Source organism: Methanocorpusculum sp., assembly GCF_030655665.1.
Lineage (GTDB): Archaea > Halobacteriota > Methanomicrobia > Methanomicrobiales > Methanocorpusculaceae > Methanocorpusculum.
The window spans coordinates 23,134-45,054 of the sequence record NZ_JAUSPQ010000005.1 but is presented as its reverse complement, the minus strand read 5'-3'; the positions used below and the strand labels follow the sequence as shown (position 1 = coordinate 45,054).

24 protein-coding genes are annotated in these 21,921 nt (G+C 50.3%); 16 read left to right on the top strand and 8 right to left on the bottom strand.

Annotation, left to right across the window (positions count from 1 at the left end):
- Nucleotides 1-9: 9 nt before the first annotated feature.
- The 8 genes from Q7J08_RS03080 to Q7J08_RS03045 all read left to right on the top strand — a co-directional run bounded on the left by Q7J08_RS03080 (nucleotide 10) and on the right by Q7J08_RS03045 (nucleotide 7,001).
- Nucleotides 10-1,173 carry a thiolase domain-containing protein gene (locus Q7J08_RS03080; protein WP_304910225.1) on the top strand — a complete coding sequence of 388 codons (1,164 nt, stop codon included), beginning with the start codon at nucleotides 10-12 and terminating at the stop codon, nucleotides 1,171-1,173.
- A 1-nt stretch (nucleotide 1,174) separates the two neighbouring features.
- A complete protein-coding gene (locus Q7J08_RS03075; protein ID WP_304910224.1) occupies nucleotides 1,175-1,567 on the top strand; it encodes a Zn-ribbon domain-containing OB-fold protein in 393 nt (130 codons plus the stop codon).
- A gap of 356 nt (nucleotides 1,568-1,923) precedes the next feature.
- Nucleotides 1,924-3,870, top strand: coding sequence for an NADH-quinone oxidoreductase subunit L (locus Q7J08_RS03070; RefSeq protein WP_304910223.1), 1,947 nt, complete (start codon nucleotides 1,924-1,926; stop codon nucleotides 3,868-3,870).
- Nucleotides 3,861-4,730 (top strand): NADH-quinone oxidoreductase subunit H, encoded by an 870-nt coding sequence (locus tag Q7J08_RS03065; RefSeq protein WP_304910222.1) that lies wholly within the window; start codon nucleotides 3,861-3,863, stop codon nucleotides 4,728-4,730. Before Q7J08_RS03070 ends, Q7J08_RS03065 begins: the two co-directional genes overlap by 10 nt.
- Complete coding sequence (locus tag Q7J08_RS03060; protein ID WP_011833986.1) at nucleotides 4,727-5,161, top strand: NADH-quinone oxidoreductase subunit B family protein; 435 nt, start codon at nucleotides 4,727-4,729, stop codon at nucleotides 5,159-5,161. The genes Q7J08_RS03065 and Q7J08_RS03060 overlap by 4 nt, the downstream gene beginning before the upstream one ends.
- A 2-nt stretch (nucleotides 5,162-5,163) precedes the next feature.
- Complete coding sequence (locus Q7J08_RS03055) at nucleotides 5,164-5,541, top strand: NADH-quinone oxidoreductase subunit C (protein WP_304910221.1); 378 nt, start codon at nucleotides 5,164-5,166, stop codon at nucleotides 5,539-5,541.
- The gene (locus Q7J08_RS03050) at nucleotides 5,538-6,620 is read left to right on the top strand and encodes a nickel-dependent hydrogenase large subunit (RefSeq protein ID WP_304910220.1); all 1,083 of its coding nucleotides are present in this window, start codon (nucleotides 5,538-5,540) and stop codon (nucleotides 6,618-6,620) included. Before Q7J08_RS03055 ends, Q7J08_RS03050 begins: the two co-directional genes overlap by 4 nt.
- A gap of 6 nt (nucleotides 6,621-6,626) precedes the next feature.
- Nucleotides 6,627-7,001 carry a 4Fe-4S dicluster domain-containing protein gene (locus Q7J08_RS03045; RefSeq protein ID WP_304910219.1) on the top strand — a complete coding sequence of 125 codons (375 nt, stop codon included), beginning with the start codon at nucleotides 6,627-6,629 and terminating at the stop codon, nucleotides 6,999-7,001.
- A gap of 64 nt (nucleotides 7,002-7,065) precedes the next feature.
- Here the strand turns inward: Q7J08_RS03045 and queC are convergent, their stop codons facing one another.
- From queC to Q7J08_RS03030, 3 genes are read right to left on the bottom strand one after another with little or no spacing between them, the layout of a single operon-like run.
- Complete coding sequence (queC, locus tag Q7J08_RS03040; RefSeq protein ID WP_304910218.1) at nucleotides 7,066-7,734, bottom strand: 7-cyano-7-deazaguanine synthase QueC; 669 nt, start codon at nucleotides 7,732-7,734, stop codon at nucleotides 7,066-7,068.
- A complete protein-coding gene (locus Q7J08_RS03035; RefSeq protein ID WP_304910217.1) occupies nucleotides 7,731-8,339 on the bottom strand; it encodes a radical SAM protein in 609 nt (202 codons plus the stop codon). Before Q7J08_RS03035 ends, queC begins: the two co-directional genes overlap by 4 nt.
- On the bottom strand, nucleotides 8,336-8,743 hold the full coding sequence (locus tag Q7J08_RS03030) for a 6-carboxytetrahydropterin synthase (protein WP_304910216.1): 408 nt from the start codon (nucleotides 8,741-8,743) through the stop codon (nucleotides 8,336-8,338). Before Q7J08_RS03030 ends, Q7J08_RS03035 begins: the two co-directional genes overlap by 4 nt.
- Before the next feature lie 418 nt (nucleotides 8,744-9,161).
- On the opposite strand from Q7J08_RS03030, the gene Q7J08_RS03025 reads away from it, so the two are divergent.
- The 5 genes from Q7J08_RS03025 (at nucleotide 9,162) to Q7J08_RS03005 (ending at nucleotide 13,995) form a co-directional block, all read left to right on the top strand.
- Nucleotides 9,162-9,590, top strand: a complete 429-nt coding sequence (locus Q7J08_RS03025) for a 30S ribosomal protein S12 (protein WP_011833980.1) — start codon at nucleotides 9,162-9,164, stop codon at nucleotides 9,588-9,590.
- 5 nt (nucleotides 9,591-9,595) lie between these two features.
- Entirely contained in the window at nucleotides 9,596-10,180 is a 585-nt protein-coding gene (locus Q7J08_RS03020; RefSeq protein WP_304910215.1) for a 30S ribosomal protein S7, read from the top strand.
- A 35-nt stretch (nucleotides 10,181-10,215) separates the two neighbouring features.
- The gene (locus Q7J08_RS03015) at nucleotides 10,216-12,414 is read left to right on the top strand and encodes an elongation factor EF-2 (RefSeq protein ID WP_304910214.1); all 2,199 of its coding nucleotides are present in this window, start codon (nucleotides 10,216-10,218) and stop codon (nucleotides 12,412-12,414) included.
- Nucleotides 12,415-12,925: 511 nt separating this feature from the next.
- Nucleotides 12,926-13,111 (top strand): hypothetical protein, encoded by a 186-nt coding sequence (locus tag Q7J08_RS03010; protein ID WP_304910213.1) that lies wholly within the window; start codon nucleotides 12,926-12,928, stop codon nucleotides 13,109-13,111.
- A 371-nt stretch (nucleotides 13,112-13,482) separates the two neighbouring features.
- Complete coding sequence (locus tag Q7J08_RS03005; RefSeq protein WP_304910212.1) at nucleotides 13,483-13,995, top strand: GrpB family protein; 513 nt, start codon at nucleotides 13,483-13,485, stop codon at nucleotides 13,993-13,995.
- A gap of 548 nt (nucleotides 13,996-14,543) precedes the next feature.
- Here the strand turns inward: Q7J08_RS03005 and Q7J08_RS03000 are convergent.
- The 3 genes from Q7J08_RS03000 to Q7J08_RS02990 are packed head-to-tail and all read right to left on the bottom strand — an operon-like array spanning nucleotide 14,544 to nucleotide 17,536.
- A complete protein-coding gene (locus tag Q7J08_RS03000) occupies nucleotides 14,544-16,166 on the bottom strand; it encodes a CotH kinase family protein (protein ID WP_304910211.1) in 1,623 nt (540 codons plus the stop codon).
- Between the two features lies 1 nt (nucleotide 16,167).
- Nucleotides 16,168-16,845 carry a DUF4956 domain-containing protein gene (locus Q7J08_RS02995; protein ID WP_304910210.1) on the bottom strand — a complete coding sequence of 226 codons (678 nt, stop codon included), beginning with the start codon at nucleotides 16,843-16,845 and terminating at the stop codon, nucleotides 16,168-16,170.
- A gap of 4 nt (nucleotides 16,846-16,849) precedes the next feature.
- Nucleotides 16,850-17,536 (bottom strand): polyphosphate polymerase domain-containing protein, encoded by a 687-nt coding sequence (locus Q7J08_RS02990; RefSeq protein ID WP_304910209.1) that lies wholly within the window; start codon nucleotides 17,534-17,536, stop codon nucleotides 16,850-16,852.
- A gap of 197 nt (nucleotides 17,537-17,733) precedes the next feature.
- Here Q7J08_RS02990 and Q7J08_RS02985 point away from each other — a divergent pair, with 197 nt between their 5' ends.
- Nucleotides 17,734-18,495 carry a PHP-associated domain-containing protein gene (locus Q7J08_RS02985; RefSeq protein WP_304910208.1) on the top strand — a complete coding sequence of 254 codons (762 nt, stop codon included), beginning with the start codon at nucleotides 17,734-17,736 and terminating at the stop codon, nucleotides 18,493-18,495.
- A gap of 30 nt (nucleotides 18,496-18,525) precedes the next feature.
- On the opposite strand, the gene Q7J08_RS02980 is transcribed toward Q7J08_RS02985, so the two are convergent.
- Together Q7J08_RS02980 and cls are read right to left on the bottom strand one after the other, a co-directional pair.
- On the bottom strand, nucleotides 18,526-19,089 hold the full coding sequence (locus Q7J08_RS02980; protein WP_304910207.1) for a hypothetical protein: 564 nt from the start codon (nucleotides 19,087-19,089) through the stop codon (nucleotides 18,526-18,528).
- A gap of 46 nt (nucleotides 19,090-19,135) precedes the next feature.
- The gene (gene cls, locus Q7J08_RS02975; RefSeq protein ID WP_304910206.1) at nucleotides 19,136-20,626 is read right to left on the bottom strand and encodes a cardiolipin synthase; all 1,491 of its coding nucleotides are present in this window, start codon (nucleotides 20,624-20,626) and stop codon (nucleotides 19,136-19,138) included.
- A 73-nt stretch (nucleotides 20,627-20,699) separates the two neighbouring features.
- Here cls and Q7J08_RS02970 point away from each other — a divergent pair, with 73 nt between their 5' ends.
- Together Q7J08_RS02970 and cofG are read left to right on the top strand one after the other, a co-directional pair.
- The gene (locus Q7J08_RS02970) at nucleotides 20,700-20,882 is read left to right on the top strand and encodes a hypothetical protein (RefSeq protein WP_304910205.1); all 183 of its coding nucleotides are present in this window, start codon (nucleotides 20,700-20,702) and stop codon (nucleotides 20,880-20,882) included.
- A gap of 1 nt (nucleotide 20,883) precedes the next feature.
- Nucleotides 20,884-21,849 (top strand): 7,8-didemethyl-8-hydroxy-5-deazariboflavin synthase subunit CofG, encoded by a 966-nt coding sequence (gene cofG, locus Q7J08_RS02965; RefSeq protein ID WP_304910204.1) that lies wholly within the window; start codon nucleotides 20,884-20,886, stop codon nucleotides 21,847-21,849.
- The last annotated feature ends 72 nt before the right edge of the window (nucleotides 21,850-21,921 follow it).

Here is a 21,921-nt window from a genome sequence, read left to right as displayed (position 1 = left end):
GGTTGAATCATGAGAGATGTAGCAGTAATAGGTGCAGGAATCACGAAATTCGGAGAAAGATGGGACACATCTTTCCGTGATCTGTGTACAGAAGCAGGAATCGCCGCACTTGAAGATGCAAATGTGGCGGGAGAACAGATCGATGCATTATTCGTCGGTTCGATGTCCGCGGGCAGATTCGTCGGTCAGGAACACGTTGGGGCACTCGTTGCCGATTACGTGGGACTCGGCGGCGAGCTCCACACTCCGGCTACCCGAGTCGAGGCAGCCTGTGCATCCGGAGGTCTTGCATTCCGTCAGGCTGTAGCCGCAGTATCTTCCGGAATGTCCGACGTCGTCATTGCGGCAGGTGTCGAGAAGATGACCGATGTCGGAGATTCGACGGATGTTCTCGCCGGCGCCGCTGACCGTGAATGGGAGAGCTTCGCAGGAGCGACATTCCCAGGTCTCTACGCAATGATCGCATGTGACTACATGCACAAGTATGGACTGACCCGCGAGCAGCTTGCCCAGGTTGCGGTGAAAAACCATTACCACGGAGCAAGAAACCCGTTCGCTCAGTTCCAGAATGAGATCACCCAGTCGACCGTAATGAACTCGACCCTCGTTGCCTCCCCGCTTCGACTCTTCGACTGCTCGCCCGTTTCCGACGGTGCCGCAGTGGTGGTCGTCTGCCCGCTTGAAAAAGCACGGGAGTTCACCGACACGCCGATCAGGGTCCTTGCCTCAGCACAGGCCGGCGACACGATCGCATTACACGACCGTCCAGACTTTTCCACGATGGGTGCCACCGTAGCCGCAGGAAACTCGGCGTTCCGGCAGGCAAAACTCGAACGAAAGGATATCGACTTCGTTGAAGTTCACGACTGTTTCACGATCGCTGAACTTTGTGCGATCGAGGATCTCGGCTTTGTTCCGAAGGGAACTGCCGGAAAGTTCACCGAGCAGGGCGAGACCCAGCTTGGCGGCAAGCTTCCGGTAAATACGTCCGGAGGTCTCAAGGCATGCGGCCATCCGGTTGGTGCCACAGGTATCAAACAGATCTGGGAAGTCGTCCAGCAGCTTCGCGGCGAAGGCGGCAAACGTCAGGTCGAAGGAGCAGAAATAGGTATGACACAGAATGTCGGAGGAACCGGCGCAACCGTTGTATCACACATCTTCAGGAGGGCCTGAAATGACAGTAGCACGATTCTGGAGAGAGATCCCCCAGAGATATAACATGGTGGGAACGAAATGCGATGTCTGCGGCGATGTGTTTTTCCCGCCAAGGGCGATCTGTCCTCACTGCCGCCGGGATGGAAAAATTGTTCCCTGCCAGTTCTCCGGGAAAGGAAAGGTCCTGACCTACTCGGTCCTCTCTGCCGCAAGTGAGCAGTTCTCTGCCCTGAAACCGTATGTTCTCGCGATCATAGAACTCGAAGAAGGAACAAGGGTCACCTCCCATCTCATCTGTGAGCCGGATGAGGTCCATATCGGTATGCCGGTAACATCCGTCTTCCGCGTTCTGGACCGCGAAGGTTCGGACGGTATCATCCATTACGGAACGAAATTCGTTCCCGACCAATAACCTTTTAAAAAAAAAAAACTTAAGCTTTCATTACCGGGCGCGTCTTTTCAGTAGAATGAGGAGTATTTCCTGGTATTTCTCCTGTCTTCATTCATCATTCACCCCATGTGTTCAGGAATAATCCGCTCTAATTTGCAGACCGCAGGATCCTATTCCAGCTCGTATTACTAAGGAAAAGATGTGCGTTCGTTGAAATAATAACAATATATCTAATTATTTTTTGGTTTTTTTTTCTATTTTTCATGAGGTTTTTCTGCAGCATCTTATCTCATAGACTCTGAAAATACAGAATTATCCTGAGTATGATTAGAATGATTAATAATGATGAATGTCCATACTTTCAACAAGTGATATCTATGTACCCGCCGGAACTCATTGCCATACTGATATTGCTGCTTGTTCCTGTTTGTGCCGCTGTTCTTTTAGCGGTCTTCAAACCCGACCTTGTCCGCAATATCCTCGTAGGCATAACCTCGGTCATAATCATCGGGACATCCATCTTTCTTGCATGGAAAGCTTTGCTCGCTCCCGTATCTGTGACTATCGAGAATGCTGAATGGATCGGCATTCTTTTATTTATCGTTGACCTCGCCATAGCCCTCGTGATATTGGGCCTTTCCATAAAATACCGGAAAATCCTACCTCTTATTCTCTCGGTTATTCAGCTGATCCTTATCGTGAGGCTCGAATTGTTTGGCATTGACAACCATGAGGTGATCCAGACATTCATGGTTACCAATCTCTCGGTTGTCATGGTCCTTATCATAGGTATAATCGGGACGCTCATCTGTGTCTATGCTCTTGGTTACATGAAGGATTATCATGAACACCAGATCGGTGTTCCGGTGCGGAAACGCTACTTCTTCGCTGTGATGTTTCTCTTCCTCTCGGCAATGTTCGGGCTCGTCCTCTCAAATAATCTGATGTGGATCCTGTGTGCCTGGGAAATAACAACGCTGTGTTCCTTCCTCCTGATTGGGTATTCCCGGACCCCCGAAGCAGTGAACAATGCGTTTCGTGCAGTGTGGATGAACCTGATCGGCGGGATCTGCTTCACCCTTGCAATAACCTTCCTGATTCGGATAAATTCACCGGTAAGTCTGCTCTCCGTAAATAATCTGCTCCACTTCCCGAATGTATCTGTACTGACGATACCCCTTGCGTTTATCGCCGTCGCCGGTCTAACTAAGGCTGCCCAGATGCCGTTCTCAACCTGGCTCACGGGAGCCATGGTTGCCCCGACCCCGGTATCAGCTTTGCTGCATTCCAGCACTATGGTCAAAGCAGGTGTGTATCTTCTGGTACTCTTCGCTCCCCTCTTCTCGCAGACCTGGGTGGGGATCTTCCTCGCTCTGATCGGTGCCTTCACCTTCCTGGTCACTTCGGCCATGGCGATTTCCCAGAGTAACGCAAAGAAAGTTCTTGCCTACTCCACGATCGCGAATCTCGGTCTGATCACCGCATGTGCCGGTATCGGCACGGCCGAATCAATTATGGCGGCGATTCTCCTGATCATCTTCCACGCTGTCGCCAAGGCGCTTCTCTTCCTCTGTGTCGGCGCAGTCGAGCATAAGATCGGGAGCCGGGACATTGAGGACATGGACGGACTTCTGGTCCGTCTCCCGCTCCTTGCCACGATGATGGTCATCGGTATCTGCGGGATGTATCTTGCGCCGTTTGGTATGCTCATTTCCAAGTGGGTAGCTCTGGAAGCATTCCTTACCGCCCCGCTTGGATTCGTATTCGTTTCAATTCTTGCCTTTGGAAGTGCCTTCACCATCTTCTTCTGGACCAAATGGCTCGGCAAACTGTTCATGAGAATGAACAGACCGCCTGCGGAAAAAATTGCCCTCCACATCTCCGAGAAGATCTCGGTGATCGTCATGGGTGTTCTTGTGGTTGGCTGCTGTCTCGGGTTCCCGGCGATCATAACGGGAGTGATCATACCGTACCTGAACACGATCCGTCCGTACTTCTATCAGAGCAATAACGGATTGTTCTTCAATGATACCCTGGTCATGCTCGGACTTATGGCCGTCATTCTCCTGTTCCTTGTTATTGGGGCATTCCTTGGTTCCAAAGAAGGCAGAACGATCCCGCCGTATCTGGGAGGCCGTGCGGTTGATACCGAAGGCAGGTTCCTTGGTTCTCTCGGCGTCTACAAAGAAGCGAAAACCTCGAACTACTATCTCGAAGAGTACTGCGGTGAGAAGGCCCTTCTCAAACCCTCATGGGTGATCTCGGGGATCCTGATCATCGTGATGCTTGTTCTTGGATTTATGGGGGTGATGATATGGATATAATGTTTATTGTAGGGCCGGTGTTATTTTTGGTCATCGCCCCGATCCTCGGCGGACTCCTTACCGGATGCGACCGGGTATTGACTGCCCGTTTCCAGTCCAGGGTCGGCCCCCCGTTCCTTCAGCCGTTCTATGATGTGGCCAAACTCTGGCATAAAGAGAAGGCGTTCTCGAATCCTGTCGAGATCATCTTCACTACTGCATACCTGGTCCTGATCGCATTTTCCGGAGCAATGCTCGCTACCGGAGGCAATCTCCTGTTTGTGGTCTTCTCTCTGACACTTGCCCACACCTTCCTTATCCTTGCAGCGTATGCGGCAAACGCGCCGTTCTCCCACATCGGTGCAGAACGTGAACTTCTCAGTCTCATGATCCTTGAACCGATCCTGATCCTGCTCGCCGCAGGATGCTACCTGGTCACCGGCAGTTTCGAGACCTATCATATGCTCATTATTAGTATGCCGGGTATCGTTTTCCTGCCTGGTGTGTTCATCGCATTCATCGCCGTTTTGACTCTCATACTCAGAAAGTCTCCGTTCGATATCTCGACCTCGCATCACGCACATCAGGAACTGGTGAAAGGTGTGACCTCCTCCCTTTCAGGCAGAAGTCTTGCCAAAGTCGAGATCGCTCACTGGTATGAGATGATAATCTTCCTCTCCATGTTATTCATCTTCTTTGCCGGGTATCCGGTCCTTTCCGCAGTTGCGATCGTTCTCGTGTTCCTTCTGGAAATTGTCATAGATAATGTCTTCCCGCGTGTGACCTGGAAGATGACGATCAAGAGTCTTTGGATCATCACCCTCGTCTTCGGGGTCGGAAACATTGTCATACTTGGCATCCTTGGAGGTATGTTATTATGAGTTCGGCATCAAAATCCCCCTGGCTCCTTCACTACAATGCGTCCAGCTGTAATGGATGCGATATAGAAATTCTCGCCGCCTTAACACCGGTCTACGATGTCGAGCGGTTTGGCATCATCAACACCGGAAACCCTGCACACGCCGATATTTTTGTGGTAACGGGCGGGGTGAACGAACAGAACAAAGTTGTCCTGAAAAATCTCTACGACCAGATCCCGGAACCGAAGGTAGTAGTCGCGGTGGGAATCTGCGCATCGAGCGGCGGTGTTTTCCGCGATTGCTACAATATTTCCGGCGGCGTCGACACGATCATTCCGGTGGATGTGTATGTCCCCGGATGTTCCGTCCGTCCCGAGGCACTTATTGAGGGAATTGTAAAGGCACTTGGCGTTCTGGAAGAGAAACGTGCAGCTCTGGAGGCAAAAAAATGAATATGAAAATCGATACCATTGAAGTTGCTGATGTACAGAGTATTGCCGGCAATATGAGAAACGGCGGATATCGTCTGGTTGTTGTGACCTGCACGCCCGCTGACGAAGGCTACTATATCACCTACTCATTCGAAAAAGAGACGGATCTCCGGCATTACCGCATTACCGTCTCTGAAGGGACGAAGATCCCGTCGATCGGGTCATCCTACGGCGGGGCATTTGTATATGAAAACGAGATCCATGACCTGTACGGGTTTACGTTTGAAGGCATGTCTCTTGATTTCGGCGGAACGTTCATCAAAACATCCGTTCCTTATCCGTTCAAAAAGAAGGAGCAGCCTGCTCCTACGGTGACTGTTGTCAAGGAGGCGAAAGAATGACCGGCAGACAGACGATCATCCCGTTCGGACCCCAGCATCCTGTGCTTCCCGAGCCGATCCATCTTGATCTGGTCGTGGAAGACGAGCATGTCGTTTCGGCGATTCCGTCGATCGGGTATGTCCACCGCGGTCTCGAGAGCCTGGTGGATCGCCGCGAGTATCAGGACTTTGTGTTTCTCGCCGAACGTATCTGCGGTATCTGCAGTTTCACGCACTCCTCGACATTCTGTCAGGGAATAGAAGGCATGATGGGCGTCCAGGTCCCTCCCAGGGCGACGTATCTTCGAACGATGTGGGGCGAGTACTCGCGTCTCCACAGTCACCTTCTGTGGCTTGGATTGTTTGCCGACTCGCTTGGATTCGAGAGCCTGTTCTATCAGGCATGGAAGATTCGCGAATCGATTCTGGATGAGATGGAGGCAACGACCGGCGGCCGTGTTATTCAGGGTGTCTGTAAAGTCGGCGGTGTCCGACGTGATGTCGCAAACTCCTTCCTTTCGGAGATGGATGACCGGCTCGATGAAATTGAGGATGAGATGAAGGACCTTACGAACGTGTTCCTGAATGATTATACCTTGACCAAACGTCTGATCGGCAAAGGTGTTCTCTCGAAGGAGGATGCCTATTATCTCGGAGCTGTCGGTCCGACGGCCCGCGGCAGCGGCCTTGATCAGGATACCCGGTCTACCGGCTATCTCGCCTACGGCGATATCGGGTTCAAACCGGTCGTTGAAAAAGGCGGCGATGGATATGCACGCTGTGCGGTCAGATGCAGGGAGTTGTTCCAGTCGGTGGAGATCATCCGCCGGGTCATTACTGATATGCCGGACGGCGAAGTTTTCACAGCCGTGAAGGGTAATCCCGACGGAGAATACTTCAGCCGCTCCGAGCAGCCGAGGGGCGAGGTCATCCATTACCTGAAAGGGAACGGAACCAAGAATCTTGCACAGTTCCGCGTGAGAACACCGACCCTGACGAATATCCCGCCTCTGGTATCGATCCTTGCAGGCTGTGAGCTTGCCGATGTCCCGCAGATCGTTTTAACGATCGATCCGTGTATCGGCTGTATGGAGAGGTGAGCTGTCATGAAGATGCTTAAAACGATTCTGAAACAGTTTTACCACGCTCCTGCGACGGTGATGTTCCCGGCTGTGCCTCTGGAAAATTTTGAGGGGACCCGTGGTCATCTGGTCTTCGATCCGTCGAAGTGCACGTCATGCATGATGTGTATGAAACGGTGTCCTTCGCAGGCGATCGTCGTTCAGCGGACCGAGAAGATCTGGACACTCGATCGATTCCGGTGTGTGATGTGCGGGAACTGTGTTGATGTGTGTAAGTTCGACGTTCTCTCGATGGAACGGGAGTACGCAAAGTCGGCGACTCCCTCCGAGCGGAGCGTCGAGATCTACGAGATCACGTATGTGAAACCCGAGCGGCCGAAAAAGGAAACCGCAGAGTAATCCTTTTTTTTTTCTTTTTTTGTCTGCCGGATTTTTGATACGAAAAAAGAGCGTATTTTAAAAATTATTTTTTATAGGGGATCGGATCTTCCATCCCGAGATCCGCAAATGCCTTCAGCCGTGCAAGACAGGACGAACATACCCCGCATGCCTCATCATTCTCTGAATAACAGGACCATGTATGTTCATACGGAACGCACAATTCCATCCCTTCCTTCAGAATGTCGGTCTTGGTCATCATAACAAAAGGAGTCAGCAGTTCAATCGACTTTTCCGTCTGGGTCCCCACATAAATGGCATGCTGCATCGCCTCGATGAACCGGGGAGTACAGTCCGGATATCCCGTGTGGTCGCCTGACTGGACACCGATGAAAATCGCCTCGCCGTCACGCGATTCGCAGTAAGACGTCGCGATCGCAATCAGATTTCCATTTCTGAACGGCACATATGTGTTCGGGTTGTCTGCTTTGCCAAGCACACCCTCCTCCACTTCGATGTTCATATCGGTCAGACTGCTCCCTCCAAATTTCTTGAAGTAATCGAGAGAGATCTCCAGAAATTCCACCACTCCGAGGGCGTCAGCTACCTTCTTCGCAGATTCAAGTTCTTTCTTTTCCGTTCTCTGACCGTAATTCACGTGAAGGGCCAGAATATCATACCCCATCTTCTTTGCGACAAAGGCAAGGGTTGTGGAGTCCATTCCTCCTGAAAGGAGGCATACAGCTTTTTTCATTGTACATTCACCACTTTATGCAGCTGAAGCTGGAATCTGACCGGCAGACGTTCAGCTATGATCGTTTCAACGAGCCAGCCCGTCTCCGTCCCGAAAACCGGGGTGATACAGACCGGGGCTTTCGGTTTATGGGCGGCAAGGACCTCGACCATATACAGATAATCCGCTTCGTCGCCGATCACAAATTTCAGACAATCCTTTTCGGTGAGGGTCGACAGGAGCGACAGATCGCTCATCTCCCCGGACGACGGGCACTTCACGTCCATACAAATGGACGCATATTCAGATACATCGCTGAATGGGATCGTGCCGTTTGTTTCGATATCCACATGAATGTCTGCGGCCGCAAGAATCTCCAGCAGGGGAATCAGTTCCTCCTTCTGGAGAAGGGGTTCTCCACCGGTCACGCAGACATAGGAAAGACCGGAATCCGCGATCTCTTTTACGAGTTCATCCACGCTTCTGTCGGTCCCTTTCTCGAATGAATATTCGGTGTCGCACCAGGCACATCTGAGATTACAGCCAGAAAGCCTGAGGAAAAAACAGGGCATACCCTGTCTTTCGCCCTCTCCCTGCAGACTCACAAACGTTTCCGTGACTCTCATTCTGCAAAGACCTCGGCATAGCAGCCTTCCGACTCCCATACCCGCAGTTTTGCGACCCTGGCGCTCAGGCCCTGTTCTGTGCAGAAGGTATTGAGCCGCTCACGGATGTCCTCTGCGAGAAGTTCGCTTGTCGGGTCGCCGTTTGTCAGAACTGGTGTCTGGAATCGGGAAAGGGCCTCTACCATCGGATCGTCTTTATTCAATACGACCTGATGGTCGTAAACATTGATGATGTTTTTGATGATATTGTAATCAAGCAGGATCCGTGACTTTTCGTCCGGCGTTCCGTCCATCCAGACCTCAACACTCCAGCGGTGACCATGCAGCCTGGAACATTTGCCTTCGTAATGCATCAGACGGTGGGATGCATCGAAATGAGTTTCTTTATAGATCCGGGTAACCATTAGTGTACTGTTTTGCCTTCAAGACCATAATACTCTTCTTCGGGGCTCATCAGTATTCCCGCGAGGATGATGTTTTTGACCTCATCTCCTCAGGTCGCTGGATTCTCATGAGGGGGTTTCTTTTCCGCATCCGCGAAACCGGTTCCTGAAATGTAATATATAAAGATACTTATTGAATCGTAGTCTTTCCCGAAATTATCTCTAAAACCGTCATTTTTTGATCTCTCTGTGGGCGTCCATTAGTATTATTATCACACCCCGCTCATAAGTATAGGAACACGCTGAGAAGACCGTATCTATTTCAGATACGACTGGTCAGCAGGCGTTCGTGGTCCTGCATGCAGGATCCCGCACCTTCCCGCCTGTAATCCGGGCGGGTTCATTCACAATATAGTATCCAAACCAATGAGGAAATTTCATGGGACAGGGAAAATTCGCAGCTAGAAATCTCGTTCGCACCGCAAAGAAATTCCGGTGGAGCGACTCAGTTTACTCACGCAGAGCGCTTAAACTGAAACTGAAAGCAGATCCCCTTGAGGGAGCACCAATCGGACGCGCAATCGTTCTTGAAAAGGTCGGTGTGGAAGCAAAACAGCCGAACTCGGCAATCAGAAAGTGTGTCCGTGTTCAGTTGATCAAAAACGGCCGTCAGGTCACCGCCTTCGCGGTCGGCGATGGTGCTATCAATTTCATTGATGAACACGACGAAGTCACCATTTGTGGTATCGGCGGTCGTGCAGGTCGTTCAATGGGAGATATTCCCGGTGTCCGTTTCGTTGTAAGCGGCGTCAACGGCGTCTCGCTCAATGAACTTGTTATCGGACGTGCCGAGAAAGCACGGAGGTAAATAGTATGACAGAAGAAGCAACCCCCAGCAAGATCCTTCTCTTTAACAAGTGGGATATGAGCGAAGTTGTCGTAAAGGATCCAGGAATGGTTCGTTACGTCACTGTCACCTCTACCGAAGTTCCGAGCAGCTGCGGCAGACTTACCCAGCAGCAGTTCACCAAAAGTGAAATGGCGATCGTCGAAAGACTGATCAACCGTCTCATGCAGCAGGAATACAACACCGGTAAGAAGATGATGTGTACCAAGATGGTCATGGACGCATTCGATGTCATCAACAAGAAAACCAAGCAGAACCCGCTTCAGGTCCTTGTTGACGCCGTAGCAAATGCAGGCCCCCGTGAGGAGACCGTCCGTCTGAAGTACGGTGGTATCAACGTTCCAAAGTCCGTTGACTCAGCCCCGATCCGCCGTGTCAACACGGCCCTCAGATACATTGCTCTTGCAACCTGGAGAGGTTCACACAAAACAAAGAAACCCGCATACCTTGTGCTCGCCGATGAGCTGATCATGGCAGCAAAGGGAGACGCAAAGTGTTTCTCTGTTGGAAAGAAGGAAGAAGTCGAACGGATTGCAAAATCCGCACGGTGATTTCCCCATATATTCTTTTTTAAAAAAGGTGTTTTATGTCACGCGGAAAAAAGATGGTAGAACGAATTACGGAGCTCATGAATGATCCCGAGCACATCCGTAATATCGGTATCGTAGCGCACATTGATCACGGTAAGACCACCCTTTCGGATAACCTTCTTGCCGGCGCAGGAATGATCAGTGAGGAACTCTCCGGCAAGGCATGCTGGATGGACTCGGATGAGGAAGAGCAGGCACGCGGAATCACCATTGATGCATCAAACGTATCCATGGTCCACATGGTCGGCGGTCACGAGTATCTTATCAACATGATTGATACTCCCGGCCACGTTGACTTCGGTGGAGATGTTACCCGCGCAATGCGTGCCGTCGACGGCGCCGTTGTCGTAGTTGACGCCGTTGAAGGTCCGATGCCCCAGACGGAGACCGTTCTTCGTCAGGCACTCAAAGAGGGTGTTCACCCGGTCCTGTTCATCAACAAGGTCGACAGACTTATCAACGAGCTGAAGGTTAACCCCCAGGAAATGATGATCCGTCTTGGAAAAGTCATTGACAAGGTCAACAAGCTCATCAAAGGCATGAACGAGGAGCTCTACACTAAAGGTGGATGGAAACTCGATCCGATGAAAGGAAACGTCGCTTTTGGTTCAGCTCTTTACAACTGGGCAATTTCGATCCCTTACATCAAGACGACCGGTGTTTCCCTGCAGACCGTTATCGACAAGTGTAACGAAGGCGATATGAAATACCTTGCAAAGGCTTCTCCGCTTCACGCAGTACTTCTCGATATGGTCGTTACCTTCCTCCCGAACCCGCTTCAGGCACAGGGTAAGAGATGTAACATTATCTGGCACGGCGATGTCCAGTCGGAAGTTGGTAAATCCATGTATGCATGCGATGCCAAAGGTCCGGTCGCAATGATGATCACCGATATCTCCTTTGATAAACATGCAGGAGAGATCGCCACCGGCAGACTGTTCTCTGGAACGCTCACCCGCGGTCAGGAAGTTTACATTTCCGGCACAGCAGGTAAGGCAAACAGACTTCAGCTTGTTGGTATCTTTATGGGCCCGACCCGTGTTGATGTGGACAAGGTCGTTGCAGGTAATATTGCAGCGGTATCCGGTCTCAGCGATGCGATCGTCGGTTCAACCGTTTCGAGCAACAAGGATATGACGCCGTTTGAGTCCCTTAAGCACTACTCAGAGCCTGTCATGACCGTCGCGGTCGAAGCAAAGAACATGAAGGATCTTCCAAAGCTTATCGAAGTTCTTCACCAGGTCGGAAAGGAAGACCCGACTGTCCGTATCAACATCAATGAAGAGACGGGCGAACACCTGATCGCCGGTATGGGCGAACTCCACCTTGAGGTCGTTACCGGCCGTATCAAGAGAGATAAGGGTGTAGAAATCGTTACTTCCCCGCCAATCGTTGTCTACCGTGAGACGGTCTCAAAGCCGCTTGATGGTACTGTTGAAGGTAAGTCTCCGAACAGACACAACAGATTCTTTATGTCTGTTGAGCCTATGCCGGAAGCAATCCTGAAAGCGATCCAGTCGAACGAGATCTCGATGAACATGGAAAACATCCCCCGCCGTGATGCTCTTGTAGCACTTGGTATGGACAAGGATGAAGCCAAGTCCGTGAAGGATATCTACGGCTCGAACATGTTCATTGACTGCACGAAAGGTATCCAGTACCTGAATGAAACGATGGAACTTGTTCTTGATGGTGTTCACGAGGCACTTGACGGTGGACCGCTTGCTGATGAGCAGGTCCAGAATGTTCTGATCAAACTCCACGATGTGAAGCTTCACGAGGATGCTATCCACCGTGGTCCGGGTCAGGTCATTCCTGCAGTTCGCGGCGGTATGAAGGCAGCTCTTCTTATGGCTGGCGACACACTTCTTGAACCGATGCAGAAGATCCAGATCACTGTTCCGCAGGATCAGATGGGTGCAGCAATTTCCCAGATCCAGGGACGCCGCGGTATTCTGTCTACGACTGAGTCCGAAGGTGACCAGATCGTGGTTAACGGTGAGGCACCGGTCGCAGAGCTCTTTGGTTTCGCCGGAGATATCCGTTCAGCAACCGAAGGCCGTGCAATGTGGTCTACCGAGTTCGCAGGTTTCTCCCCGGTTCCCCAGGGAATGCTTTCCGAAGTCGTTATGAGTATCAGAAAGAGAAAGGGTCTGAAAGAACAGATCCCGACTCCGAAAGATTACCTCGAATAATTTTTCACGTTCAAAGGGTCATCGGGCCGTTTCACATGGGCGATATGCCTGTGTGAAACCTGAATATTTTTTTCTGTTTTGCATTTTTTTTGTGGTGTCATTTTTAGACGGAACATATATGCCCACGTGACTCCAAATAAGGAAAATGTGGTAACAAGGGTGGAATGGGAATCAGTGAAAAACCGGTATCATAACAATTGTGCTATGGGTGCTGCATCTGATACCAGCGATAATCTTTTAGAAAAAGAGTATTTATAGACAAAATCTAAAGGCGGCACACAAATCATCCTTCTCTGTCCTCGTTGTCATAGTACGTATGGTCAGCTTCTCTGTAACGCGGCAGAGTTGAAAAAATCGGCGTGGATCCCAAAGATTAGAAAAAGTTCAACCCAAAGTATCTGGAAAGAAAACTGATAAGGGCCCATATCCCGGATTACTCACAAAGTTTTCTGAATTGGTATTCGTACCACGTAAGGATAGTGGAAAAATAATGTATTTTGAGGTAAAACACATGGCAACAAATACAGGAGAGGGACACAGAAAGGGTGCAGTTGGAAGTAAAGAACGTGGAGATCCTCGTTCTCAAGTGGAAACCCCCTCCGGCTACCGAAAACGAGATGGAGAAACAGGGAAGTTTATTGACGGTAAAAAGGACGGCACTCCCTTTAAAGGAGTGAGAAAAGAGAAATCCAAGTAAGGATATCCGTTCAGCAACCGAATGCCGCTCTATGGCGATTCCCCTTTATGTGAGTAGCGGAGCATATAGTTGATTTGCGGCTTAGTCTACTGAGTTTGCCGTTTTCTCTCCGGTTCCCCGGGAATGCTTTCCGAAGTCGTTATGCGTATCAGAAAGAGAAAGGGTCTGAAAGAACAGATCCCGACTCCGAAAGATTACCTCGAATAATTTTTCACGTTCAAAGGGTCATCGGGCCGTTTCGCATGGGAGAGCCTGGGTGAAACCTGAATATTTTTTCTGTTTTGCGGATTTTGTAGATGTTTTTTTCTGAGTGTTCTGGATACAGATATATGAGATTATAACGATATGTACGAATTTATCCGAGGGATACGATGAAAACAAAACATGTGGTTGTGGAGGAGTATAATCCTGCATGGGAGAATGAGTTCCGCAGAATAGAAGATGAGTCGCTCTCTGTCCTTGCGGGGAAGGTTCTTTCGATTGAGCATGTAGGGAGTACTTCCGTTTTGGGCCTGGCGGCCAAACCCATTATTGACATCGATATTGTGATTGATGATAATTTTGATGAAGTCAAATCACTGCTGGAGGAAATTGGTTATTGTCATGAGGGAGATCTGGGTATCCCGGGTCGGGATGCGTTTAAATACGAGGGCAAACCGCATTTGATGATGCACCATCTTTATGTCTGCAAAAGAGATAATGAGGAACTGCAGAGACATATCACGTTCCGCAATTATTTGCGGGAGCATCCGGATGTCAGGGATAGGTATGGTGCTGTGAAAAAAGAGCTGGCTTTGCGGTATGCCGATGATAGGGATTCGTATATTCTGGGGAAGAGTCCTATTATCGAAGAGATCTATCGGATGTGCGGTTTGATTCGATGAATCTGTGTTGTTGTGGATTTTCGGGGTGCGAGAGCGTACGTTGAATTCGTGTAAGGGATTCTTTGGAACTATAAGATATCCCACCGCGATTATTCGCGGTGGTATTTCTTCTGTTTCCGCACCCAACCTTACCCCTCCCGAATATTATACCCTTCCCCCGATTTTTTGCATCCCCAGCACCCATTCTCACTCACTGAGCACCCAGTTTCCACCAAAAGTCGAGGCATTATCGCACCGCGCGGTTAGGGGTTTATATCATTCAGAATCAAATCAGGATAGTGAGGGCAGAAGAGGTAGTGTTGACCTCTCTGTCCGATCGGTCTGCAGCGGTTTTTAGCGTTTTCCCGTTCAGATCGAAAATAATGTCGGGTTGTTTCAACTATCACCCGGACCGTGCCGCCCCTTCCCTATTATGGGGGGGAAGGGGCATCTTTTTTTTGGATCTTCACCGCGTCAAACGAGAGCTGCAGACAGGGAACGACATAATCCTGAAAGATCCTGAAAGGACGTCCTGCCTGAAAAAAGGGAATTGATCTTTTTTCAGAGAATCACGCGGGTATCTGTATATCCTCCGGCACAGTCATTCCTTCAGGAATCGTCATATTCTCGAAATCCATAGTGTTTCTATCACCTCCGCCCATGCCGCCGCCCTCGCCCCCGCTCATAGATCCCATCGCGGAAAAGTTCAGACCAGACACATCCACCAGGAGATCCGGATTCTCCGTCTGCCCCTCCTCGGTCGACGGGATCGTTCCATTCAGCTGACCAAGAATACTCTCTGCCCTCAGATCCCCGTACTCCGCCAGCGTCACGATCACCGTCTGATACTCATCATACGTATAGAACGCCGTCGGATCGGTCTCCACGTAATCACCGATCAGTGCATCGATTGCCGCGATCCGCTCATCGAACGAATCCCCGTAGAACTCGGTCGCGATCTTTTCCAGATACGCGTGATAGAGCTCCGTATACTCCTCGTTCTCCAGCAGAACGCCGATCAGCGGCCGATCCTCAAGAGAAACCCCGCTCGCCACCGGCGTATCGATCGGGAAATTCACCGCATCACTTGCGCCGCTGGTCCCGTAGGCGCCGAATGCCAGATTGAAATCCCACGGCAGGATCGAAATCTGACCGTCCTCCTCATACAGATAGTAATTGTGCTTCATCGAACTCACATAACTATCCAGATTCACCAGAGCCGTATTCGCCGCAAAGTACCTCAGCACCTCATCGACATCCACATACGTCTCCAGATCCGTACCTTCATTCAGATTCTTCAGCGCAGTTATTACCCGTTTTTCATCCGACTTCTTCGCATCAGTCACCGCATTATCAAAGATCTGACTATAACTGTCTATCTCATCATCCGTATAGACCAGATCCGCTCCTCCGCCGCTGCCGGACATGCCGCCAAACCCGCCTCCGCCCATCTGACCCATCATGTCCGTCATATTGACGTCGGGCATCGTACGGTTGCCGAAATCCATCTGGGTCATATTCCCTCCCGGCATTTGGTCTCCCTCTCCCTCTCCGTCGGTCGTCCGGTCCCCCATCTCGCCTGACGTCGATTCCGGCTTGTACAGTTCACCGTAATCCGCTCCGTACACTCTGTCAAGGAAATCCTCCTCCAGTGCCTCGACCATCAGATACAGACCGAAATACTCCCCGTTGATATAGACCGCCGCGTACGAATACAGCGGCGTATCGACGCCGATGTAATCCATCATCTCATACGAGAGATACTCCTTCATGTAGGTCGCATCCTGATAGATATTGTTCAGCACGAACTCATCCAGCCCGTCGAAACTCTGACCGCCTACATATTCATCGGCTTTTATTTTGAAACTGTATCGGTCCGAATCGCTGTTTGCAACGGACGACAGACTCGTCATGCCTTTTGTTCGGATCGCGATCGAATCGTACGTCTCGCCGTTGATCGTGATATCGCAGAGATGGAACTCCTCCTCAAGGGGATTTTCCAGCATGTCCGCCCAGTTCTCATCGCTGATCGTGATATTGACCGTCGTGATCCCGTTTTTATCGAAAAGGGTGCTCTCATAGAGGGTATCCTTTGTCGTTATCCCGAGAGCCGTTGGATTAAACATAAGCATGCAGGTGAAAAGTATCGCACCAACGATCAGAAAAATAGTGATGGTATTGATATGCTTCATCTTACGTCATGTATTCCCCGTTATAGCTCACTAAAACGGCATTCGAGACGCCTGCAAGATCCGAGATCTTGTTCACGAAACCGCTCTCCTGATCCGGGAGGCGGACCTCGATCGTGAGTTCCATCCCGGTCTTTGTAACGGTTTTTGATTTCAGGAGGGACTTTTTCACCGTTCTCTTCATAAGAGCGTTGACGCTTGCCTCCGCGTTTTCATCGGCACAGTCCACGATCAGGATGTAGGGTTTGTCCGTCGGCTTCTTTGCCGAGAAGATGTACAAAACCGCTCCGATAAACACCGAGCCGAAGATCGCGAGCGGGATCAACCCTGCACCGAGAACGATACCGGCCGAGATCGCCCAGAACAAATAGGCAATATCCATCGGATCTTTCACTGCCGATCTGAACCTCACGATCGACAAGGCGCCGACCATACCAAGAGACAGGATAACGTTCGATCCGATCGCAAGAATGATCATCGTCGTCACAAGCGACATGGCAACAAGCGATATCCCGAATCCGGATGAATACATCACGCCGTTGAACGTCTTTTTGTAGATAAAGAGGATAAACAGACCGAGCGCGAACGCGAGCACCATCGCGATAAGCATGTCCGTCAAGGAAAACTCAGTCACCGTCGAAAGAAAATCCGAGGATAATATATCGTCAAAGGTCAGTGCCATTTACTCACCCAAAGACGCGTGCGACTGCATATTTTGAGAAGGCAGTGACCCTTCTGTTCTGTACCTGTACCATACTTCTGATAATTTCGGGGAGATAATTGTCATATTTTACTTCCATTATAATGACCGGTTCCCCGTGGGTTTTGATCATGGGGGTCTTGGCGTTGAACATATCGGTCGAGTTCACGCCGGTTGAGATCTTCGTGTCGAAGGTTACCCGCACATTTCCGGGGCGGTAGACAAACGGCTCTCTCATATAGTCGACAAGCGTTTTCGGGCGGAGAAGTTCATACTTCATCTTTGCATACAGTTCGAGAAGGAGTCCGTTTTTCGACTCTCTCATCCATTCCGTATCGCCTGCTATGAGTTTTTCGCACTCGTCTTTTGTGACGCTTGCGGCAATTTTGTTCGTGAGGTTGTTTATTTTGGTCTTCTTCTCTAAGTGGATGAATGAGGTATCGTTATTGTAATACCTGATTCGAAACTTCTCCCGCTCATTTACTCCATAGAGTTTTTCAAGGAGTGCTTTGTCGTCCGGTGTTTCAAAATACAGACTCCGGATCCTGTATGATCCGTTTGCGTCAGTGTGTTCATCCGGTCCCGCAATGGCGGACAGACGGTTTTTGATGATCAAATAGTCTGCTGTATTCAGGTAATATTTTAATTCGTGCCTGAACTTTCGTGGTTTCACTTCTTCTTGTCACCTCGTTTATACTTGGTTGAATGTAAAACATTATTAACATATTGGTTTGTTTACATTACATTATGTCAAACCATTGCCGCAGCCAATTACTTTTTGACCTCCGCGCTCCAATAAATTATAGACAGATGCAAAACAGTGTTCAGTATACCCCTTTCGTAAAGGATAATGAGAATAAAGGATTCGATATGCATGTTCATTCGACCGCTTCAGACGGGAGGACAACACCAAAGACACTGGCTAAATATCTCAATAAAAACGGTTTATCCGCCGCGATAACGGATCATAATGTGATCTCCGGGGTGAAGGAGGCACGTGATTATTCGGAGAATATCATTCCGGGAATCGAGGTTTCGGCTCTCGAAGGTCCGCATGTTCTGGTATATTTCGATACGTACCGTGATCTTTCCGCGTATTATACCGCCTCGATCCAGGATCACCGGGGCAAGTGTCCGCATATGGCGGTGGATATTTCAACGGAGAAGATCATCACCGACGCAAAAAATGCGGGAGGTTTTGTGATCGCGGCCCATCCGTATGGATACGGGGTGAGTGTGAGAGGCGTGATGAAAGGGATCGATGCGGGCGTCATCGATTCCTCGGTCGCGGGAGAGCTTGACGGACTTGAAGTGATCTGCAGCGGGATGTCGATGCGGCTGAATATGCGGGCCGAGAGGTATGCGCAGAAAAATGCGGTGTGCATGACCGGGGGCTCGGATGCTCACGTTCTTTGGGAAGTGGGACGAGCCGTGACGCTTGGATATGAGAATCAGACGCCGCTTGAGTTTCTGGAGGATGTGAGACGCAGGAAAACGGGTGTGTGCGGGGTGAACCGCTCTTCGGGGCAGAATCTGCTGATGGGGGTATGCATGACGCCGGGCTATATTCCGTATGCAGCGCCCGCAATGATGATCCATGCACGGCAGAGCTTGATGCGGATGAGATCCTAAGTCACGTCTTAAAAAAAGAAATGTGGAAGATCAGTAATTTATTCTGATGAACCCGAGCGGTTCTTCTTTTACTTCGTAGGCAAGTTTTGCGTCGCCCTGCGGAATGATATAGGTAAGCCAGCCCTCGGCAGTTGCATATTTGAGGATGTTCGTGGTGGGGAACGTCGAATATCCTGCGGGCAGGACGGCAGATACGGCAGGATAGCCTATTCCGTTTACATAGATCTCGTAATGATACGGGGCAACGATTTTAGCTGTGCTGTCTCCACCGTCAAAGGTCTCTGCTATGTTCAGCATGATGGTATGCTGACCGGGAGCCGGTGTCGGATTTGCCGAGGATCCTTTTGCCAGCACATCGTCAGCCTCGCTGTCAAACTTTCTCTGAGCGATACGTATCGTGATCGTGTTTCCTGTATCGGTAATGGTCAGTTCCTGACCCTGCATGACTTCCGCAGGTGTCGGAACGGGTGTCGGCGTCGTGGTTGGGACCGTGGTCACGGGCGGGGTATCAGAGGGTGTTGAGATACACCCTGCCGACAGGGTTATGGCGCTCAGCACAAGGAGTGTACCAAGAACATACCAGATTTTTTTCATACATTCTCTACTGGTCCTCTTCGCTATAAATAGATTATTGAAAAAATTAGAGTATCGGCGAGAACAACCGTGAGATCCCCTCTTTTATCTTCACATTCAGCGACCGTTCCTTGTACTCTTCAAGCGTGATCTCCGTGCAGTTTGTTTCCAGTTCGGAGAGGAAGATCTGGTTCATCTTTTTCCCAAACTCGAGATCATAGATGAACGCGTTCGTTTCAAAGTTCAGTTTGAAACTCCTGATATCCCAGTTGGCTGTGCCTATGGTTGTAGCGACTCCGTCGAAGACACCTGCTTTACTGTGGATGAATCCGTCGTTGTAGGCGTATCCACGCACGCCGGCCGCCAGCAGATCTCCGAGATAGGAGTGGTTTGCCCAGTACACCAATGGGTGATCCGGTTTGCAGGGGATCATGATTCGGACATCCACCCCGGAACGTGCTGCAAGCAGAAGTCCGGTCAGCATGGGGTCATCCGGAATGAAGTACGGGGTCTGGATGTAGATCGACTCCTTTGCATGTCCGATCAGGCTCATATAGCCCGAATAGATGGCTTTTTCTGCGGAATCCGGTCCGGATGACGCGATCTGGATATATGAATGCCCGGTGACATCCCGGAATCCTTCTTTTGGATAATAGGGGCTTTCCCAGTCTTCCACGGAGATCTGGGCATCCTGTGCCGCATAATTCCAGTCCATGATGAATCTGGTCTGCAGTGCCGCGACGGCTTTTCCGTGAAGACGCACATGCGTGTCCCGCCAGTACCCCATCGGCCCTTTCCCCAGATACTCGTCTCCGATATTGAATCCGCCGATAAATCCGGTTGTCCCGTCAACCACCAGAATTTTTCGGTGGTTCCTGAAATTCAGTCTTGTATTGAGAAATGAAATCTTGAGCGGAAAAAAGATCCTCACATCGCCGCCAGCCTTTTTCAGCTGAGTAAAGAACTCTTTTTTCACGGAAAACGTTCCGGCTGCATCGAAGATCGCTCTGACTTCGATCCCTTCCGCCGCTTTCTGTGTAAGGAGATCAACGACCAGATTTCCGAGTTCATCATCCCGAATGATGAAATACTCCAGATGGATGTGATGTTTTGCCTCAAGAATTGCCTCTTTGAAGGCTTCAAACTTCATTTCTCCGTCGGTGTAGAGGGTTATCTCATTATTTCTTGTTAAGACCGCGTTGTCGAGACTGAGAAGGAGAGCGATCGTGCTGTCGAACCGTGAAAGGTTCGGAGTAAGTTCCAGAGCATTTTCCGTGATTTTCCGGAACTGTTCTTCCGCCTGACTGGCGAGCATCAGATCTGCCTTGGTCTTTTTGCTGAAGATATGGGAACCGTACAGGTGTCTGCCGAAGAACAGGTACAGTACTAATCCCAGAAACGGCAGGAAAAACATTACGAGAATCCAGGTCAACGCTGCCTGAGGACTGCGTCTTTCCAGGAAGATGACGGTAATACAGGCCCCGATATCCAGTAAGATGATTATCAGCTGCAAAAACCACATGAATTCATCATAAATGATGGATAGCAGGTCGATCATAAGATACATGAATATGCTCTCAGAGGATGATAAAAGTTGATGTATCTACACCTCGAATGATACTATTATTGTGGTGTCTTACAGAATACTTTTTGAATACTGGGGAAGAGGTTTATTAGTTGCGGCATTCATCTCCGCGATCGCGGGACTGCTTATCGGAAATATCTATGTTCTTTACCTGATCGCCGGCATCTGTCTGATCCTTTCGCTTTTGTGTCTCTTTATCGGCCGCTGTATTCTCAAAGAGGGGGTCTGATATGCCGGTCATTACGTTTTCCCGCAATGTGTTTCTTCCACTGACCAATGTCTGTGCAAATGCCTGTGGATACTGCTCGTTCAAATCCCCGGTGGCCGAAGGCTGCGTAATGCCAAAAGAGGAGGTCATCTCCACGCTCGACCGCGGGGCGGCATTTTCCTGCACTGAAGCACTGTTCACGTTCGGCGAACGTCCCGAACGCGAAGCCGGCTTTGCGGCATACATGACCCGTATGGGATACCCGGACATCCTTTCCTACTGTAAAGATATGAGCAGATATGCAATCTCGCTGGGGATTCTGCCGCACACGAATGCCGGGATCCTCACCTATGATGAGCTGGAGGAGCTCCGACCCGTGAACGCGAGTATGGGTCTGATGCTTGAAACGACCGCCGAGATCCCTGCCCATGCCCACAGTCCGGGGAAAGACCCGGTCGTCAGGATCGAAATGATGGAAAATGCCGGGAAACTGAAGATCCCGTTCACGACCGGACTTCTTCTCGGAATCGGCGAAACCCGGGATGACCGCATCGAGTCTCTCGAAGTCATCCGTGATCTCCATAAAAAATACGGGCACATCCAGGAGGTGATCGTCCAGAACTTCTGTCCGAAAGAAGGTACCGATATGGCGTCATTTCCGGGAGCGTCGACCGAGGTGATCGCGGATACCATCACGCTTGCAAAAGATATCCTGCCCTCAGACGTGTCGATCCAGATCCCGCCGAATCTTGCGGATGCTTCCCTTCTTCTCGATCTCGGGGTGACGGATCTTGGCGGGGTGTCGCCCGTTACGATCGATTACATCAATCCGGAACATCCCTGGCCGGCTCTGGATGCATTGAAGGATATTGCCCGCGGATATGAGGTAAAGGAACGGCTGTGCATTTATGAGAAATACTGCGATCCTGCCTGGGTGGCGCCTGAATTATTCGGGCTCGTGAGCGAACTCGCGAAGAAGATCTACTGATGTTCTTCTCTCTTCGCCGGCGTTCGTCCCGTGCCACAATGAACTTCTTTATCTTCCCCATCTAATAGTAAT

Bases quoted from the DNA above. Each gene is read 5' to 3' on its own strand.
- Q7J08_RS03080 (WP_304910225.1), top strand. From the start codon at position 10: ATGAGAGATGTAGCAGTAATAGGTGCAGGAATCACGAAATTCGGAGAA.
- Q7J08_RS03075 (WP_304910224.1), top strand. From the start codon at position 1,175: ATGACAGTAGCACGATTCTGGAGAGAGATCCCCCAGAGATATAACATG.
- Q7J08_RS03070 (WP_304910223.1), top strand. From the start codon at position 1,924: ATGTACCCGCCGGAACTCATTGCCATACTGATATTGCTGCTTGTTCCT.
- Q7J08_RS03065 (WP_304910222.1), top strand. From the start codon at position 3,861: ATGGATATAATGTTTATTGTAGGGCCGGTGTTATTTTTGGTCATCGCC.
- Q7J08_RS03060 (WP_011833986.1), top strand. From the start codon at position 4,727: ATGAGTTCGGCATCAAAATCCCCCTGGCTCCTTCACTACAATGCGTCC.
- Q7J08_RS03055 (WP_304910221.1), top strand. From the start codon at position 5,164: ATGAAAATCGATACCATTGAAGTTGCTGATGTACAGAGTATTGCCGGC.
- Q7J08_RS03050 (WP_304910220.1), top strand. From the start codon at position 5,538: ATGACCGGCAGACAGACGATCATCCCGTTCGGACCCCAGCATCCTGTG.
- Q7J08_RS03045 (WP_304910219.1), top strand. From the start codon at position 6,627: ATGAAGATGCTTAAAACGATTCTGAAACAGTTTTACCACGCTCCTGCG.
- queC (WP_304910218.1), bottom strand. From the start codon at position 7,734: ATGAAAAAAGCTGTATGCCTCCTTTCAGGAGGAATGGACTCCACAACC.
- Q7J08_RS03035 (WP_304910217.1), bottom strand. From the start codon at position 8,339: ATGAGAGTCACGGAAACGTTTGTGAGTCTGCAGGGAGAGGGCGAAAGA.
- Q7J08_RS03030 (WP_304910216.1), bottom strand. From the start codon at position 8,743: ATGGTTACCCGGATCTATAAAGAAACTCATTTCGATGCATCCCACCGT.
- Q7J08_RS03025 (WP_011833980.1), top strand. From the start codon at position 9,162: ATGGGACAGGGAAAATTCGCAGCTAGAAATCTCGTTCGCACCGCAAAG.
- Q7J08_RS03020 (WP_304910215.1), top strand. From the start codon at position 9,596: ATGACAGAAGAAGCAACCCCCAGCAAGATCCTTCTCTTTAACAAGTGG.
- Q7J08_RS03015 (WP_304910214.1), top strand. From the start codon at position 10,216: ATGTCACGCGGAAAAAAGATGGTAGAACGAATTACGGAGCTCATGAAT.
- Q7J08_RS03010 (WP_304910213.1), top strand. From the start codon at position 12,926: ATGGCAACAAATACAGGAGAGGGACACAGAAAGGGTGCAGTTGGAAGT.
- Q7J08_RS03005 (WP_304910212.1), top strand. From the start codon at position 13,483: ATGAAAACAAAACATGTGGTTGTGGAGGAGTATAATCCTGCATGGGAG.
- Q7J08_RS03000 (WP_304910211.1), bottom strand. From the start codon at position 16,166: ATGAAGCATATCAATACCATCACTATTTTTCTGATCGTTGGTGCGATA.
- Q7J08_RS02995 (WP_304910210.1), bottom strand. From the start codon at position 16,845: ATGGCACTGACCTTTGACGATATATTATCCTCGGATTTTCTTTCGACG.
- Q7J08_RS02985 (WP_304910208.1), top strand. From the start codon at position 17,734: ATGCATGTTCATTCGACCGCTTCAGACGGGAGGACAACACCAAAGACA.
- Q7J08_RS02980 (WP_304910207.1), bottom strand. From the start codon at position 19,089: ATGAAAAAAATCTGGTATGTTCTTGGTACACTCCTTGTGCTGAGCGCC.
- cls (WP_304910206.1), bottom strand. From the start codon at position 20,626: ATGATCGACCTGCTATCCATCATTTATGATGAATTCATGTGGTTTTTG.
- cofG (WP_304910204.1), top strand. From the start codon at position 20,884: ATGCCGGTCATTACGTTTTCCCGCAATGTGTTTCTTCCACTGACCAAT.